The organism is Mycobacterium sp. NGS22 (assembly GCF_059813095.1).
In genome coordinates this window covers 36,508-51,321 of sequence record NZ_JCALDY010000029.1, presented here as the reverse complement: position 1 = coordinate 51,321, position 14,814 = coordinate 36,508, and the positions used below count along the sequence as shown (strand labels likewise).

14 protein-coding genes are annotated in these 14,814 nt (G+C 67.9%); 10 read left to right on the top strand and 4 right to left on the bottom strand.

Translation table 11 applies throughout. The features are described 5' to 3' along the window. The 6 genes from AC5Y47_RS21625 to AC5Y47_RS21600 all read left to right on the top strand — a co-directional run. Nucleotides 1-599, top strand: a 599-nt coding sequence (locus AC5Y47_RS21625; RefSeq protein WP_499946294.1) for a class III extradiol ring-cleavage dioxygenase family protein, incomplete at its 5' end; no start/stop codon positions are given. Beyond that, on the top strand, nt 596-1,516 hold the full coding sequence (gene miaA, locus AC5Y47_RS21620) for a tRNA (adenosine(37)-N6)-dimethylallyltransferase MiaA (RefSeq protein ID WP_499946293.1): 921 nt from the start codon (nt 596-598) through the stop codon (nt 1,514-1,516). The genes AC5Y47_RS21625 and miaA, both read left to right, overlap by 4 nt. A 4-nt stretch (nt 1,517-1,520) precedes the next feature. Continuing rightward, nucleotides 1,521-2,390, top strand: coding sequence for a diaminopimelate epimerase (dapF, locus tag AC5Y47_RS21615; RefSeq protein ID WP_499946292.1), 870 nt, complete (start codon nt 1,521-1,523; stop codon nt 2,388-2,390). Nucleotides 2,391-2,437: 47 nt separating this feature from the next. Further along, nucleotides 2,438-3,868, top strand: a complete 1,431-nt coding sequence (gene hflX / locus AC5Y47_RS21610) for a GTPase HflX (protein WP_499946291.1) — start codon at nt 2,438-2,440, stop codon at nt 3,866-3,868. A gap of 74 nt (nt 3,869-3,942) precedes the next feature. Continuing rightward, nucleotides 3,943-5,103, top strand: coding sequence for an acyl-CoA dehydrogenase family protein (locus tag AC5Y47_RS21605; protein ID WP_499946290.1), 1,161 nt, complete (start codon nt 3,943-3,945; stop codon nt 5,101-5,103). A gap of 447 nt (nt 5,104-5,550) precedes the next feature. Then, on the top strand, nt 5,551-7,866 hold the full coding sequence (locus AC5Y47_RS21600; protein WP_499946289.1) for an LGFP repeat-containing protein: 2,316 nt from the start codon (nt 5,551-5,553) through the stop codon (nt 7,864-7,866). Between the two features lie 9 nt (nt 7,867-7,875). On the opposite strand, the gene lexA is transcribed toward AC5Y47_RS21600, so the two are convergent. Further along, complete coding sequence (lexA, locus tag AC5Y47_RS21595; protein WP_499946288.1) at nt 7,876-8,544, bottom strand: transcriptional repressor LexA; 669 nt, start codon at nt 8,542-8,544, stop codon at nt 7,876-7,878. Nucleotides 8,545-8,837: 293 nt separating this feature from the next. Between lexA and AC5Y47_RS21590 the strand changes: the two genes are divergently transcribed. From AC5Y47_RS21590 to AC5Y47_RS21580, 3 genes are all read left to right on the top strand, one after another. Then, a complete protein-coding gene (locus tag AC5Y47_RS21590; RefSeq protein WP_499946287.1) occupies nt 8,838-9,344 on the top strand; it encodes a LysM peptidoglycan-binding domain-containing protein in 507 nt (168 codons plus the stop codon). 88 nt (nt 9,345-9,432) lie between these two features. Continuing rightward, nucleotides 9,433-9,894 (top strand): transcriptional regulator NrdR, encoded by a 462-nt coding sequence (gene nrdR / locus AC5Y47_RS21585; protein WP_499946286.1) that lies wholly within the window; start codon nt 9,433-9,435, stop codon nt 9,892-9,894. Between the two features lie 17 nt (nt 9,895-9,911). After that, nucleotides 9,912-10,397, top strand: a complete 486-nt coding sequence (locus tag AC5Y47_RS21580; RefSeq protein ID WP_499946285.1) for a peroxynitrite isomerase — start codon at nt 9,912-9,914, stop codon at nt 10,395-10,397. Between the two features lie 24 nt (nt 10,398-10,421). Here the strand turns inward: AC5Y47_RS21580 and AC5Y47_RS21575 are convergent, their stop codons facing one another. Together AC5Y47_RS21575 and AC5Y47_RS21570 are read right to left on the bottom strand one after the other, a co-directional pair. Then, on the bottom strand, nt 10,422-11,447 hold the full coding sequence (locus tag AC5Y47_RS21575) for an alpha/beta fold hydrolase (protein WP_499946284.1): 1,026 nt from the start codon (nt 11,445-11,447) through the stop codon (nt 10,422-10,424). A 41-nt stretch (nt 11,448-11,488) separates the two neighbouring features. After that, nucleotides 11,489-12,460: a proteasome assembly chaperone family protein gene (locus tag AC5Y47_RS21570; protein WP_499946283.1), complete on the bottom strand. Its 972-nt coding sequence runs from the start codon at nt 12,458-12,460 to the stop codon at nt 11,489-11,491. 188 nt (nt 12,461-12,648) lie between these two features. Between AC5Y47_RS21570 and AC5Y47_RS21565 the strand changes: the two genes are divergently transcribed. Then, nucleotides 12,649-13,362: a trypsin-like serine peptidase gene (locus AC5Y47_RS21565; RefSeq protein WP_499946282.1), complete on the top strand. Its 714-nt coding sequence runs from the start codon at nt 12,649-12,651 to the stop codon at nt 13,360-13,362. Here the strand turns inward: AC5Y47_RS21565 and sthA are convergent, their stop codons facing one another. After that, the gene (gene sthA / locus AC5Y47_RS21560) at nt 13,363-14,769 is read right to left on the bottom strand and encodes a Si-specific NAD(P)(+) transhydrogenase (RefSeq protein ID WP_499946300.1); all 1,407 of its coding nucleotides are present in this window, start codon (nt 14,767-14,769) and stop codon (nt 13,363-13,365) included. Nucleotides 14,770-14,814: the final 45 nt, after the last annotated feature.

Genomic DNA, 14,814 nt, shown 5'->3' with positions numbered 1-14,814 from the left:
CGGCGGTGACCGCGGCGGCCGCCGTCCTGCCCGCGCGCTGGATCGCCGTGGGCATCGGCGAAACCGATGCGGTGTTCGGTCCCGGAAGTGCGGGTACTTTCGCGGGATTCGGGGTCGACGTGCGGGTCGCGCTGGCACCGCACGACGAGGATCGATCCCCGATGGACCTACCGCTGTGCGCCCTCATCGCGGCTTGGCTGCGCGGTCGGGTCCGACCCGGCGGCAGCGCGCGAGTCCAGGTGTACGAGGCCGGCCAGGACGCCGCCGACGCGCTGGCCTGCGGGCGCCGGCTGCGCGCCGAGATCGACCGCGACCCCGAACCGGTCGGCGTGCTGATCGTGGCCGACGGCGCCAATACCCTCACCGCCCGCGCACCCGGGGGCTACGACCCCGCCGGCACCGAGGCGCAGCACACCCTCGATGACGCCCTGGCCCGCGGCGACGTCGAGGCCCTGACCCGGCTGCCGGACCGGGTCCTGGGGCGTACGGCGTTCGCGGTGCTGGCCGGCGTGGCCGAGCCCGGCCCCCGTACCGTCAAGGAGCTGTACCGCGGATTCCCTTGCGGTGTCGGCTATTTCGTCGGTGTCTGGCAGCCGTGAGACCGCTGGCAATCGTCGGTCCAACCGGCACCGGCAAGTCGCAACTGGCACTTGACGTCGCCGAGAGGCTCGGCAGTCGGGCGGAGATAGTGAACGCCGACGCGATGCAGCTCTACCGCGGCATGGATATCGGGACCGCCAAGTTGCCCGCCGCGCAGCGCCGCGGCATCCCGCATCACCAACTCGACGTGCTGGACGTCACCGAGACCGCGACCGTGGCCAACTACCAGCAGGCCGCCGCGGCTGACATCGAAGCGATCCTGGGCCGGGGAGCGGTGCCGATCGTGGTCGGCGGGTCGATGCTCTACCTTCAGTCGCTGCTGGACGACTGGTCGTTTCCGGCGACCGACCCCGCCGTGCGGGCCCGGTGGGAACGCCGCCTCGCCGAAATCGGTGTCGGCGAGTTGCACGCCGAACTGGCCCGCCGGGATCCCGCCGCGGCCGCGACGATCCTGCCCACCGACGGTCGCCGCACGGTGCGCGCACTGGAGGTCATCGAACTCACCGGCCAACCGTTCGCCGCGTCGGCACCGCGCATCGGAGCCCCGCGCTGGGACACGATGATCGTCGGATTGGACTGCGAGACAACGGTTCTCGACGAGCGGCTGGCGCGACGCACCGAAACGATGTTCGCCGACGGCCTGGTCGAGGAGGTGCGCGGGTTGCTCACCCGCGGCCTGCGCGAGGGCGTCACCGCATGCCGCGCGCTGGGGTACGCGCAGGTGATCGCGGCGCTGGATGCCGGCGCAACGCCGGCGTTGCTGGAAGACGCGCAGCAACAGACCTTCGTCGGTACCCGCCGGTATGTGCGACGGCAGCGATCCTGGTTCCGCCGCGATCATCGGGTGCGCTGGATCGACGGGTCCGCCTCCGACGCCGTGGACGAGGCGGTGCGGGCATGGCGGCACGTACCCTGATCGGGTGCACTTCGCCAAGGGCCACGGCACCCAGAACGACTTCGTGCTGCTGCCCGACGTCCGGGCCGAGACCGACCTGTCCGCTGCCCGGGTCGCCGCGTTATGCGACCGGCGCCGGGGCTTGGGAGCCGACGGAGTCCTGCGGGTCACCACAGCCGGAGCAGCGCTGACCGTCGGCGCGCTCGATCGGATGCCCGACGGGGTACGCGCCGACGACTGGTACATGGACTACCGCAACGCCGACGGATCCACCGCGCAGATGTGCGGCAACGGTGTGCGGGTTTTCGCTCACTACCTGCGGGCCAGCGGGCTGGAGTCGCGCAACGAGTTCGTCGTCGGGTCACTCGCCGGACCGCGGCAGGTCACCATGCACAGCGTCGATGCGTCCAACGCCGACGTCACCGTCGACATGGGCAAGGCCAACCGGCTCGGCAGCGGCGAAGCGGTGGTGGGCGGCAGGCGATTCACCGGCGTGGCCGTCGACGTGGGCAACCCGCACCTGGCCTGCGTCGACCCGCAGCTGACCCCCGCGGAACTGGCGGCGCTGGACGTCGCGGCGCCGGTCAGCTTCGACCGCCGGCAGTTTCCCGAAGGCGTCAACGTCGAGGTTCTCACCGCACCCGCGCAGGGCGTGGTGTGCATGCGGGTGCACGAACGCGGGGTGGGGGAGACCCGCTCCTGCGGAACCGGGACGGTGGCCGCCGCGGTCGCGGCGTTGGCCACCGAGCACGCCGAGACCGGGACAGTCACCGTGCGGGTGCCCGGCGGCGACGTCGTCGTCACCGTCACAGACGCGACCAGCTTCCTGCGCGGGCCCTCGGTACTGGTGGCGCGCGGGGAACTCGACGACGGCTGGTGGGCGTCACAAGCCTGATATTCGGGTGCGTCGGCCGTCGCGACGTGCCACCATCGAAATTGCTTATGAATTATCCAGATTCGCCCGAGACGGGCCTACCGGAATCCTTGCCCAGCGTCGGTGAGCTGGCCCTCGAGGATCGATCCGCGCTGCGCCGGGTCGCCGGACTGTCGACCGAACTCACCGACGTCTCCGAGGTCGAGTACCGACAGCTGCGGCTGGAACGGGTGGTGCTGGTCGGGGTGTGGACCGAGGGCAGCGCGTCCGACAACCAGGCCAGCATGGCCGAGCTGGCCGCCCTGGCCGAGACCGCCGGCTCCGAGGTGCTCGAAGGGCTCATCCAGCGCCGCGACCGGCCCGACCCGTCCACCTACATCGGCTCGGGCAAGGCCCAGGAGCTGCGCGAAGTGGTGGTGGCCACCGGCGCCGACACGGTGATCTGCGACGGCGAGCTGTCCCCGGCGCAGTTGACCGCGTTGGAGAAGGCGGTCAAGGTCAAGGTCATCGACCGCACCGCGCTGATTCTGGACATCTTCGCCCAGCACGCCACCAGCCGGGAAGGCAAGGCGCAGGTGGCGCTCGCGCAGATGGAGTACATGCTTCCGCGGCTGCGCGGTTGGGGTGAGTCGATGTCGCGCCAGGCCGGTGGCCGCGCCGGCGGCAGCGGCGGCGGGGTGGGCCTGCGCGGTCCGGGTGAGACCAAGATCGAGACCGACCGGCGCCGCATCCGCGAGCGGATGGCCAAGCTGCGTCGTGACATCAAGGCGATGAAGCAGGTCCGCGACACTCAGCGCAGTCGCCGGTTGCAGGCCGACATGCCCTCGATCGCCATCGTCGGCTACACCAACGCCGGGAAATCCAGCGTGCTCAACGCGCTGACCGGAGCCGGCGTCCTGGTGCAGGACGCGCTGTTCGCCACCCTGGAACCCACCACCCGGCGCGCCGAATGGGACGACGGCCGGGCGTTCGTGCTCACCGACACCGTCGGCTTCGTCCGGCACCTGCCGACCCAACTGGTGGAGGCGTTCCGGTCCACGTTGGAAGAGGTGGTGGACGCCGACCTGCTGGTGCACGTGGTCGACGGTTCCGACGTCAACCCGTTCGCGCAGATCAGCGCGGTGCGGCAGGTCGTTTCGGAGGTGATCGCGGATCATCACGGCGATGCCGCGCCGGAACTGCTGGTGGTGAACAAGATCGACGCGGCGGACGATTTGATGCTGGCCAGGCTGCGTCACGAACTGCCCGGCGCGGTTTTCGTCTCCGCTCGCACCGGGGAGGGGATCGACGCGCTGCGCCGGCGGATGGCCGAACTCGCGGCGCCGACCGACACCGCGATCGACGTGGTGATCCCCTACGACCGCGGTGATCTGGTGGCCCGGCTGCACTCCGACGGACGGGTGCAGCAGGCCGAGCACCAGGCGGACGGCACCCGGATCCAAGCCAGAGTCCCGTTCGCACTGGCCGCCGCGCTGCAGGAGTTCGCGCCGCGCGCCTAGCGGCGTCCCCGTGCCGACCAACCACCCGGTTGGTATATCTTGGGGCGGAGAGACTTCATCGCCGGAGGTAATCCATGGGTAGTGCCGTCAAATACCAGCGCACACTGTTCGAACCCGAGCACGATCTGTTCCGGGAGTCCTACCGGACCTTCCTGGATCGTCACGTCGCGCCCTACCACGAGGAGTGGGAGAAGGCCAAGATCGTCGACCGCGGGGTGTGGCTGGAGGCCGGCAAACAAGGGTTCCTCGGCATGGCGGTGCCCGAGGAGTACGGCGGCGGGGGCAATCCCGACTTCCGGTACAACACGATCGTCACCGAGGAAACCACCCGCGGCCGCTACAGCGGCATCGGGTTCGGCCTGCACAACGACATCATCGCGCCCTACCTGTTGCACCTGGCCACCGACGAGCAGAAGCAGCGCTGGTTGCCCAAGTTCTGCAGCGGCGAACTGATCACCGCGATCGCGATGACCGAGCCGGGAACGGGCAGCGACCTGCAGGGCATCAAGACCCGAGCGGTCAAAGAAGGCGATCACTACGTACTGAACGGCGCGAAGACGTTCATCACCAACGGGATCAACTCCGACCTGGTGATCGTGGTGGCCCAGACCGACCCCGACAAGGGTGCTCAGGGGTTCAGCTTGCTGGTCGTCGAACGGGGCATGGAGGGCTTCGAGCGGGGCCGCCACCTGGACAAGATCGGCCTGGACGCCCAGGACACCGCCGAGCTGTCGTTCACCGACGTCAAGGTGCCGGCGGAGAACCTGCTCGGCGAAGAAGGCATGGGGTTCATCTACCTGATGCAGAACCTGCCGCAGGAGCGGATCAACATCGCCGTCATGGCCGCCACGGCGATGGAGACCGTGCTGGAAGAGACCTTGCAGTACACCAAGGAGCGCAAGGCATTCCGCAAACCGATCGGCAGCTTCCAGAACAGCCGCTTCCTGCTGGCCGAGCTGGCCACCGAGGCCACCGTGGTGCGCATCATGGTCGACCAGTTCCTGGCGCTGCACCTGGAAGGCAAGTTGACCGCCGAGCAGGCCGCGATGGCCAAGTGGTACTCCACCGAGAAGCAGGTCCACCTGATCGACCGCTGCCTGCAGCTGCACGGCGGATACGGCTACATGCGCGAATACAACGTCGCGCGTGCCTATCTGGACGCTCGGGTGCAGACCATCTACGGCGGGACGACCGAGATCATGAAGGAGATCATCGGCCGCAGCCTGGGCGTCTGACCGAGGCCGCCTCGCGTTGTTCGTCCGCCGGACACATCGCGTACGGACCCGATGCACAACGTTGACGGGATCGAGTCCTGACGTAACGTCGGTGCGTGCGTAGCGCGTGCGTTGACGGGGACGAGGTGCATTCCGTTGCCCGGTGTGCAGGGCCGTCGTGAGCTGGGCTTTGTCCCGCTACGGTAGAGAATTTGCCGGACCGTCGGCGACGATCCGCAGGACCCTCAGCCGGCTCCGGGATTTCTCGCGACACGGACGCAGCACCGCATCATTTCGACATCGGGTCGATATCCGTTTCCGTAATATCTACAATTTGACTTCGCATTTCTCGTTCGCTAGAGCAAAGTTATGCGAGCCCGGCCGCGATGCGATTCGTAGCTGGGGAACGGCCCACGGCGGTGGATCCGCCGGCTCGCCGGGTGGGCAGGGCATCAGCTGGGAGGCTTGGTGAACGGGCGGAGAGGTCATTTGAGCAAGCTGGTCGGGCGGGCGCTGCTGGGCTTGGCGGCTGGCGCGTTGGCCGTCACGCTGCTGGCGCCGACAGCGTCGGCGTCTCCGATCGGCGACGCCGAGGCGGCCATGATGGCCGCGTGGGAGAAGGCCGGCGGCGACACGTCCACGCTGGGCGCCCGGAAGGGCGACGTCTATCCCGTGGGCGACGGATTCGCGCTGGACTTCGACGGCGGCAAGATGTACTTCACGCCGGCTACCGGCGCCAAGTTCATGTTCGGCCCCATTCTGGACAAGTACGAATCTTTGGGCGGACCGGCGGGCAGCGACCTGGGATTTCCGTCCATCAACGAAGTTCCGGGCCTCGCCGGACCGGACAGCCGCGTCAGCACGTTCGCAGCCAGCGACAACCCGGTGATCTTCTGGACGCCCGACCACGGCGCGTTCGTGGTGCGTGGCGCGCTCAACGCCGCCTGGGACAAGCTGGGCAGCTCGGGCGGGGTGCTGGGCGCCCCGATCGGCGACGAGACCTATGACGCCGAGGTGACTTCGCAGAAGTTCACCGGTGGTGAGGTGTCCTGGAACCGCAAGACCAAGGAGTTCAGCACCAATCCGCCGGGCCTGGCCGAGCAGCTCAAGGGGCTGCAGGTGGCGATCGACCCCACCGCCGCCATCAACATGTCCTGGCGTGCCGCCGGCGGCGCCAACGGGCCGCTGGGCGCCAAGAAGGGCAACCAGTACCCGATCGGCGGCGACGGCGTCGCTCAGGACTTCAACGGCGGCAAGATCTTCTTCAGCCCGGCGACCGGCGCCAACGCCGTCGAGGGACCGATCCTGCAGAAGTATGAGGCGCTGGGCGGGCCGGTCAGCAGCGATCTGGGCTTCCCCGTCGCCAACGAGGCAGACGGCGGGATCACTCCAGCCAGCCGCGTCGCGACGTTCTCCGCGGCGGACAAGCCGGTGATCTTCTGGACCCCCGACCACGGCGCCTTCGTCGTGCGCGGGGCCATGAAGGCCGCGTGGGACAAGCTCAAGGGCGCCACCGGCAAACTCGGTGCGCCGGTGGCTGACCAGACGGTGGACGGTGACGTGGTGTCGCAGAAGTTCACCGGCGGCAAGATCTCCTGGAACCGCGCCAAGAACACCTTCAGCACCGATCCGGCGAATCTGGCGCCGCTGCTGTCCGGACTCCAGGTTTCGGGACAGAATCAGCCCAGCAATTCGGCCTCACCCCCGGCGGGCAAGAAGTTCACCTTCCACTGGTGGTGGCTGATCGCGGCCGTGCCGGTGCTGTTGCTGGTCCTGATGTGCGTGTTGGTGGTGTTGGGTCTGCGCAGGCGCCGCGCCGCGGGTCCCGATGCACCCGTCTTCGACCCGGACCCGGACCGCAACGCCGGTGTGGACTATGACCCCGGCGCGGAAGGGCGCTGGCCGCGCGAGGACATCGATTACGGTTCTGAGCGGTTCCCCCCGGCCGACGAGCACGACCAGCACGTCGAGGACCATCCCGACGCCGGCTCGGGAGCCCGGGTCAGCTGGTCCCGGGGTGGGGCGACGGCGGTCCTCCCGGTCGAGCAGGACGCCGACGACGACGAATTCACCCACGATGCCGACGAGAGCTACGACTCGTCCTCGTATGAGGAGTACGACGAGGACCCCGACGCGGTGGGCACCACGCCCATCCCGGTGGTGTCGCACGAGGGCTACGGGGAACCTTTCGAGGAGGAGCCGCGGGTTCCGGAACGGGTAGGGCCGGAGGACTACGTGCCCGAACTCTCGGCGCCACCGACGTACGTGCCGGACGCGGACGTCCCCGAAGTGCCGCACTCCCGGGAAGAGCCGGAAATCCCGGAAGTTCCGGAGATCCCGGAAATCGAGCCGGACGAGCCATACCTCGACGAATATGCGGGGGCCCGCTACCCGCAAGACGAACTCAGGGACGACGCGGAAGGCGAGTCACCCGACCTGGCGTCGCCACCGGACACCGATCCGGTGCCCGAGGCGAGAACGGGACGGCATGCGGCCGCGGACCCGGCCGGCTACGCCGCCGAAGCCGGCACGCCGTTCGGAGCGGCTCCGCAGGCCGAGGCGCCGGCGGCGGCACCGGCCGGCAGCGCCGCGGTGCGTCCGACGATCCACCTGCCGCTCGACGACGACCCCTACCGGGCCCCGGACGGCTATCCGATCAAGGCCAGCGCCCGGTTCGGTCTGTATTACACGCCCAACAGCGCGCTCTATCACGACACACTGGCCGAGATCTGGTTCGCCAACGAGGACGCCGCGCGCGCCAACGGTTTCGTCCGGGCCGACTGACGCCGGCGGCTACACCTTGCGGATGACGGTGACCACCTTGCCCAGCACGATCGCGTCGTTGCCGGGAATCGGGTCGAATGCCGGGTTGTGCGGCATCAGCCACACCTGACCGCCGGCCCGCTTGAATGTCTTGACGGTGGCCTCGCCGTCGATCATCGCCGCGACGATGTCGCCGTTGTCGGCGACGTTCTGCTGGCGCACCACCACCCAGTCCCCATCGCAGATGGCGGCTTCGACCATGGACTCACCGACGACCTTGAGCAGGAACAGCGTCCCTTCGCCGACCAGCTCGCGGGGTAGGGGGAAGACGTCCTCGACGGCCTCCTCGGCCAGGATCGGCCCGCCGGCGGCGATGCGTCCCAGCACTGGGACGAAAGTCGGCTCCGGCAACGCATCCGAACCCGCTACATCGGTGAGCGGAGGCGTCACCGTGTCGTCGGCGCTGCGCACGTCGACAGCACGCGGGCGGTTCGGGTCCCGCCGCAAGTAGCCCTTGCGCTCCAGGGTGCGCAGTTGGTGTGCCACCGAGGACGTCGACGTCAGACCGACGGCATCACCGATCTCCCGGATGCTCGGCGGATATCCGCGGGTGGTCACCGACGCGCGGATGACGTCCAGGATTGTTCGCTGTCGGTCAGTCAGCGTCGCATCGGCCGGGGTGTCGTTGCTGTCGCTCATGGCACTGAATGTAACCCCACTCCGTCCAAGAATCAAACATGTGTTCGACCGGCGTGTCGTCGCGCCGTCGAGGGCCGCCGATCTGCGGAAACAAAATGAATCACAAGTGTGTAACTTCGGCGCGTACCGGGTATCTGAAAGTCACCAGCTGGTTGCACCGACAAAAAACTTGTCGGTGGTGAGGTCTACGGTTTTGCTCGTGCGACACGCTCGCTCAAATGTTCGGTTGTCGAACACATGAGCGACTAGTGTCGAACACACGAGCGATAAGTAGTCGACCGGAGGGAAACGGCATGACACTCATCTACGCGGGTCCGCATCGCGCCAGCAACGCGCAGAGCCCGTTGAACAGGCCTCTGAACAGGCCGATTCGCGAGTTTCCCTCCTATCGGTCCGGTCAGCCACGGTCGAACAGGCCGGGCCCGTCGCGCCCGGCGGGCGCGCCGATGCGCTACTACGGCACCGGTGTCGCGAGGTCGACCGTTGTCCACCGCAGACGGCCGGTCAGTGTGGCAACCACGATCGGGCTGGCCCTGGCCGCCGGTGTCATCACCCTCTGGTTAGGGCTGATGGCCAACTTCGGCAGCATGGTCCACGGCGAATCGGTCGAGGCGGCGCCGCAGGTGCCCGCCGCGCTGGCGGTGGTGCGGGTCGAGCCGGGCGAGTCTCTGCAGGATCTCGCGGTCCGCGTGGCGCCGGGCGCACCCGTGCGCGACGTCGTCGAACGCATCCGTGACCTCAACGCGCTGGACTCCAGCGCGGTGACCGCAGGCCAGACCCTGATCGCACCGGTCGGCTGACCGGCCGCAACCCGGGCTCGGCAGGTCGCGCGGGTACTCTCGGGGTGTTCTGTTATCCGGACGTCACGGCGTGGCAAAGGAGCGGCCATTGCACTGCCCTTTCTGCCGGCATCCCGATTCCCGGGTCATTGACTCCCGGGAAACCGATGAAGGCCAGGCAATTCGCCGTCGCCGGTCGTGTCCGGAATGCGGACGCCGCTTCACCACCGTCGAGACCGCGGTGCTCGCAGTGGTCAAGCGCAGCGGCGTCACCGAGCCGTTCAGCCGGGAGAAAGTGATCAGTGGTGTGCGCCGCGCCTGCCAGGGGCGCCAGGTCGACGACGACGCGCTGAACCTGCTCGCCCAACAGGTGGAAGACGCGGTGCGGGCCGCCGGGCCGGAGGTCCCCAGCCATGAGGTCGGGCTGGCCATCCTGGGTCCGTTGCGCGAACTCGACGAAGTCGCCTACCTGCGCTTCGCCTCGGTGTACCGGTCCTTTTCCTCAGCCGACGATTTCGAACGCGAGATCGAGGCGCTGCGCGCGCACCGCAACGTATCGGCCCCGGGCTGAACGGCGTCTTCCGACCGATGGCCGCCCAACTTCATCCCGACGTCGCTGCGCTGGCGCCGCTGCTGGGTACCTGGGCGGGGCGTGGGGCGGGGGAGTACCCGACCATCGAGTCGTTCGAATACTTCGAAGAGGTCGTCTTCTCCCACGTGGGCAAGCCTTTCCTGAGCTATGGACAGAAAACGAAAGCCGTCGCCGACGGCAAACCGCTGCACGCCGAGACGGGCTATCTTCGAGTGCCGCGACAGGGCCACCTGGAACTGGTGGTTGCCCATCCCAGCGGCATCACCGAGATCGAAGGCGGCAGCTACTCGGTGCGCGACGGCGTCGTCGAAATCGACTTGGCCACAACCGATGTCGGAATGACCCCGACTGCCAAAGAAGTGTCGGCACTGGCCCGGTCGGTCCGGGTCGACGGCAACGAGCTGTCCTACTCGCTGCGCATGGCCGCTGTCGGCCAACGCCTCCAGCACCACCTGTCCGCGACGTTGCGCCGACAGTCCTGAGACCTCAACGTCGACGGCCGTGATTCAGGTGGCGCTGCGTTCGTCGGCCCCTATGGCGTTTAGCACGGCCAGCCGGGTGTCGGCGGGCCCGGAGACCGTCGCTTCGCCGCCACCGCTGCGGAGTAGTTCGCGCAGCGCGGCCTGGTCGTGGTCGGGGGGTGCGGTGGTGTCGATGAAGCTCTGCACGAGATCGAGGAACCGAGCCGGGTCGTCGTGAAACGGGAAATGGGCTGCGTCCTCGAAGATTTCGAGTTGGGAGCCCGGCATGGCGGCGTGCGCCAGGTAGGCGTGCCGCACGGGGATGACCGAATCTCTGCGGCCCCAGATGATCAGCACCGGGACGGCCTGGGTCAAATAACATCGGTCCAGCATGGTGACGATCTGACCGCGCCAGTCCACGACCGCACGCAGGGTGCGGGTGAACGCCGACGAGGCTGTTGGTTCCGGCAAGTCGTCCAGGATCCGCAGCATGTTGGGCAGATCCCGGCCGATGGCCGTCGAACCGATGGCCAAACCGGCCACCCGGCCCAGCAACTGGACCGCGGGCAGCACCAAGGGCAGCCGCAATAACGCCAGCGCTTCGGCACCCATCGGCAACGAGGCGAACCGCAGCGCGATGTTGACGTCCTTGGTGACGCCGCCGGCGCCGACCAGGACCAGTCGCTCGACCAGGTGGGGGAACTGATAGGCGAACTGCATCGCCACCCCGCCACCGAGGGAATGACCGATGATGGTGACCCGCTCGACGTCCAGCACGCTGAGCAGGTCACGCATGCCGTTGGCGTACGCCGCCGCCGAGTAGTCGGCACGCGGCTTGTCAGACTTGCCGTGCCCCAACAGATCCGGCGCGATGACCGTGAACCGCTGGGCGAGCTTGGCGTGGACACCGGTCCAGGTCGTGGAGTTGTCACCGATGCCGTGGATCAGCAGGATCGCCGGACCGGACCCGGCGATGCGGAACGCCCGCTTATAGCCGTGGATGGTGCGGTACTGCAGCGACGGGGATGTCACTTCCCGCACCGGGCGAAGATTGCGCGTCCGCACGGTCATGTCGCCAACCTTGTCATCGAGCCTTGCAAAGGCGTCCGGGGCTAACCAGGGTCGTGATCGTCATGCTTTTTCTCGGCCTGCTGGGCCAGGAAGCGCTCGAACTCCGCACCGAGCTCGTCTCCGCTGGGCAGATCCTCGTCACGGGCGAGCAGGGATCTGTTTTCCTGAGCGTCGATGAACGCATCGTACTGGCGCTCAAGCGCGCTCACCACTTGAGCGACCTCCGCGCTCGCCTGAACCTGTTCGTCGATCTTGGTCCGGATCTCCGCGGCCGCTTCGGTCAGCGCCGTCACCGGCAGGTCCAGCGATCCGGTCTTGGCCACCTGCTCCAGCAGGGCCTGCGCCGCGGCGGGGTAATCGGTCTGGGTCAGGTAGTGCGGGACGTGGACCGTGAATCCGACCACCTCGTGACCGTGTTGCGCCATCCGGTACTCCAGCAGGTTCGACGCGCTGCCCGGTACCTGGATCTCGGAGATCCACGGCGTGAAGTCGGCGATCAATTCGGCGTTGTTGGAGTGCGCCGTCATCGTGACGGGCCGGGTGTGCGGAACGGCCATCGGGACGGTGCCCAGGCCGATCGTCTGCCGCACCCCGAGTCGCTCGGCCAGCAGGCGTACCGCGTTGATGAAACGTTCCCACTTCAGGTCCGGTTCCAACCCGGCCAACAGCAGGAACGGCGTTCCGACGCTGTCGCGCAACGCATACAGGTTCAGTTCGGGATCGTCGTACTTGGTGAAGTGGTCGGTCTTGAACGTCATCAGCGGCCGCCGGGACCGGTAGTCCAGGAGTTCGTCTATCGCGAAGGACGCGACCAGCTCGGTGTCCAGCGCCGCCTTCAGGTGAGCGGCGGCCAGCCGGATCGCGTGACCGGCGTCGGAGAAACCCTCCAAGGCGTGCACCAGAACCGGGCCGCGGCCATCGGATGCCGACAATTGCGGCGCGGGGAACTCAAGCTCGTACATGCCTGGCTGTCCGCGGTGGTATTCCTGAGCTTCGCCGGGATGATCGGACATGAGTGTGCCTCCTTTCGGGGGGCTCATGGGTCTCTCTAGGGTGCCCTAACCAGTCTCGCCTAATCGACACCGCACCCACCGTAGAAAGTGCGGACGTGACTGCCACAATTTGCTGGCACATCCATCAACGCATTGGGACGGTTTTCTATTCGCTTGCTGGGAAATCCGATCGGGCATGATGGGACGCCATGCGCGCAGTGACGGTCGTGGTCGGCCTGGCGGTGGTCTCGGCGTCGTGCGCTGCCCACGAAGCCGTAACACCGGACCCGCGCGTCGGCGCCGTTTTCCGGGGCGACAGCAACGTGCACACCTGCACCGGTGCGGTGGTGCATGCCAAAGGCGGTGACCTTGTGTTGACAGCCGCGCACTGCCTGCTCGGGCCTGCGAAGACGACGTTCGTTCCGGGTTTTCGCGGTTCGGCCGGGCCCGCCGACACCTGGACGGTCGAGGCGGTGTACTTCGACGAGCGCTGGCTCGACAGTCGGGACCCGCGCGCGGATTACGCCTTCGCCCGGGTAAGCGGCACCCGCGGCACGCTGGAAGGCCGGGCCGGTGCCGCGCTGACTTTGGGCAGTGACCCCGCCCCGGGCACCGGGGTAAGCGTCACCGGCTATCCCGCCGGGACCGGTGGTGAGCCCGTCGGTTGCCAGGGCACTTCGGGCCGCACCGGGAGCGGTTTCCCGTCGCTGCCGTGCGCGGGGCTGGTCGGTGGCACCAGCGGCGCGCCCTGGGTCCACGGCTCTATGGTCGTCGGCGTGGTCGGCGGTTTCGAAGGCGGGGGCTGCACCGCAGACCTGTCGTACTCGTCGCCGTTCGACGAACGCACCGCGCAGTTGCTGGCCCGTGCCGAGGCCGGCGGGGCCGGTGACACGGCGCCGACCGATTACGACGACGGGTGCTGATCAGCGCAGGAACTGGCTGAGGGCCCGCATCTTGTTGGTCACGTCCAGCGCGGCGACCTTGTAGGCCTCCGAGAACGTGGGGTAGTTGAACACGGCGTCGACCAGGTAGTCCACGGTTCCGCCGCAACCCATCACGGCCTGTCCGATGTGCACCATCTCGGTGGCGCTGGTGCCGAAGATGTGCGCGCCGAGCAGCGTGCGGTCGCGAGTGGACACCAGCAGCTTGAGCATGCCGTAGGAGTCGCCGGCTATCTGACCGCGGGCCAGCTCGCGGTACCGGCACACACCCACCTCGTAGGGGATCGAGTTCTTGGTCAGTTCCACCTCGGTCGCGCCGACATAGGAGATCTCCGGTATCGAGTAGATCCCGATGGGCTGCAGCGCGGTGATGCCATCGGTCGGTTCACCGAACGCGTGGTAGGCGGCCAGCCGGCCCTGATCCATCGAGGTCGCCGCCAGCGCCGGAAAGCCGATCACGTCTCCGACCGCGTAGATGTGTTCGACTTTGGTCTGGAACTGGTCGTCGACGAAAATCCTTCCGCGATTGTCGGTTTCGAGTCCGGAGTTCTCCAGGCCCAGGTCCGCGGTCTGGCCCTCCCGGCCGGCGGAGTACATCACCGTCTCGGCGGGGATCTGCTTGCCGCTGCCCAGCGTGGTGACGGTGCCCGAAGCGCCGACGTCGACGGCTGTCACTTCCTCGCCGAACCGGAACGTCACCGCCAGGTCGCGCAGATGGAACTTCAGCGCTTCGACGATCTCGGGGTCGCAGAAGTCCAGCATCGTGTCGCGCTTCTCCACCACGGTGACCTTGGTGCCGAGGGCGGCGAACATCGAGGCGTACTCGATGCCGATCACGCCGGCACCAACGACGACCATGGACGCCGGCAGCGTCCGCAGATCGAGGATGCCGTCGGAATCCAGTACCCGTCGCTCGTCGAACTCCACGCCAGACGGGCGCACCGGCTTGGTGCCGGTGGCGATGACGATGTAATCCCCGCTGACCGTCACCCGCTCGCCCTGGGCGTCCTCCTCCACCAGGACGGTGTGCGGGTCCACGAAGCGGCCATGGCCCAGGACCAGGTCGATCCGGTTGCGCATCAGCTGCGAACGCACCACGTCGACCTGTTTGCCGATCACGTGCTGGGTCCGCGCCAACAGGTCGGCCGGGGTGATCTTGTCCTTGACCCGGTAGCTGGCGCCGTACAGCTCGCGCTGGCTCATCCCGGTGAGATAGACGACGGCCTCGCGCAGTGTTTTCGACGGGATCGTGCCGGTGTTCACGCAGACCCCGCCGACCATGCGCCCGCGCTCGACGATCGCCACCGACTTGCCCAGCTTGGCCGCGGCGATGGCGGCCTTTTGACCGCCGGGACCGGAGCCGATGACGACCAGGTCGTACTCGCGCATCGAAGTCATGAGTAGACGATAAAGCCCACAGTCGAGACTTTCTCC

Bases quoted from the DNA above. Each gene is read 5' to 3' on its own strand.
- AC5Y47_RS21590 (WP_499946287.1), top strand. From the start codon at position 8,838: ATGACACTCATCTACGCGGGTCCGCATCGCGCCAGCAACGCGCAGAGC.
- AC5Y47_RS21570 (WP_499946283.1), bottom strand. From the start codon at position 12,460: ATGTCCGATCATCCCGGCGAAGCTCAGGAATACCACCGCGGACAGCCA.
- sthA (WP_499946300.1), bottom strand. From the start codon at position 14,769: ATGCGCGAGTACGACCTGGTCGTCATCGGCTCCGGTCCCGGCGGTCAA.
- AC5Y47_RS21575 (WP_499946284.1), bottom strand. From the start codon at position 11,447: ATGACCGTGCGGACGCGCAATCTTCGCCCGGTGCGGGAAGTGACATCC.
- hflX (WP_499946291.1), top strand. From the start codon at position 2,438: ATGAATTATCCAGATTCGCCCGAGACGGGCCTACCGGAATCCTTGCCC.
- AC5Y47_RS21580 (WP_499946285.1), top strand. From the start codon at position 9,912: ATGGCCGCCCAACTTCATCCCGACGTCGCTGCGCTGGCGCCGCTGCTG.
- AC5Y47_RS21565 (WP_499946282.1), top strand. From the start codon at position 12,649: ATGCGCGCAGTGACGGTCGTGGTCGGCCTGGCGGTGGTCTCGGCGTCG.
- AC5Y47_RS21605 (WP_499946290.1), top strand. From the start codon at position 3,943: ATGGGTAGTGCCGTCAAATACCAGCGCACACTGTTCGAACCCGAGCAC.
- lexA (WP_499946288.1), bottom strand. From the start codon at position 8,544: ATGAGCGACAGCAACGACACCCCGGCCGATGCGACGCTGACTGACCGA.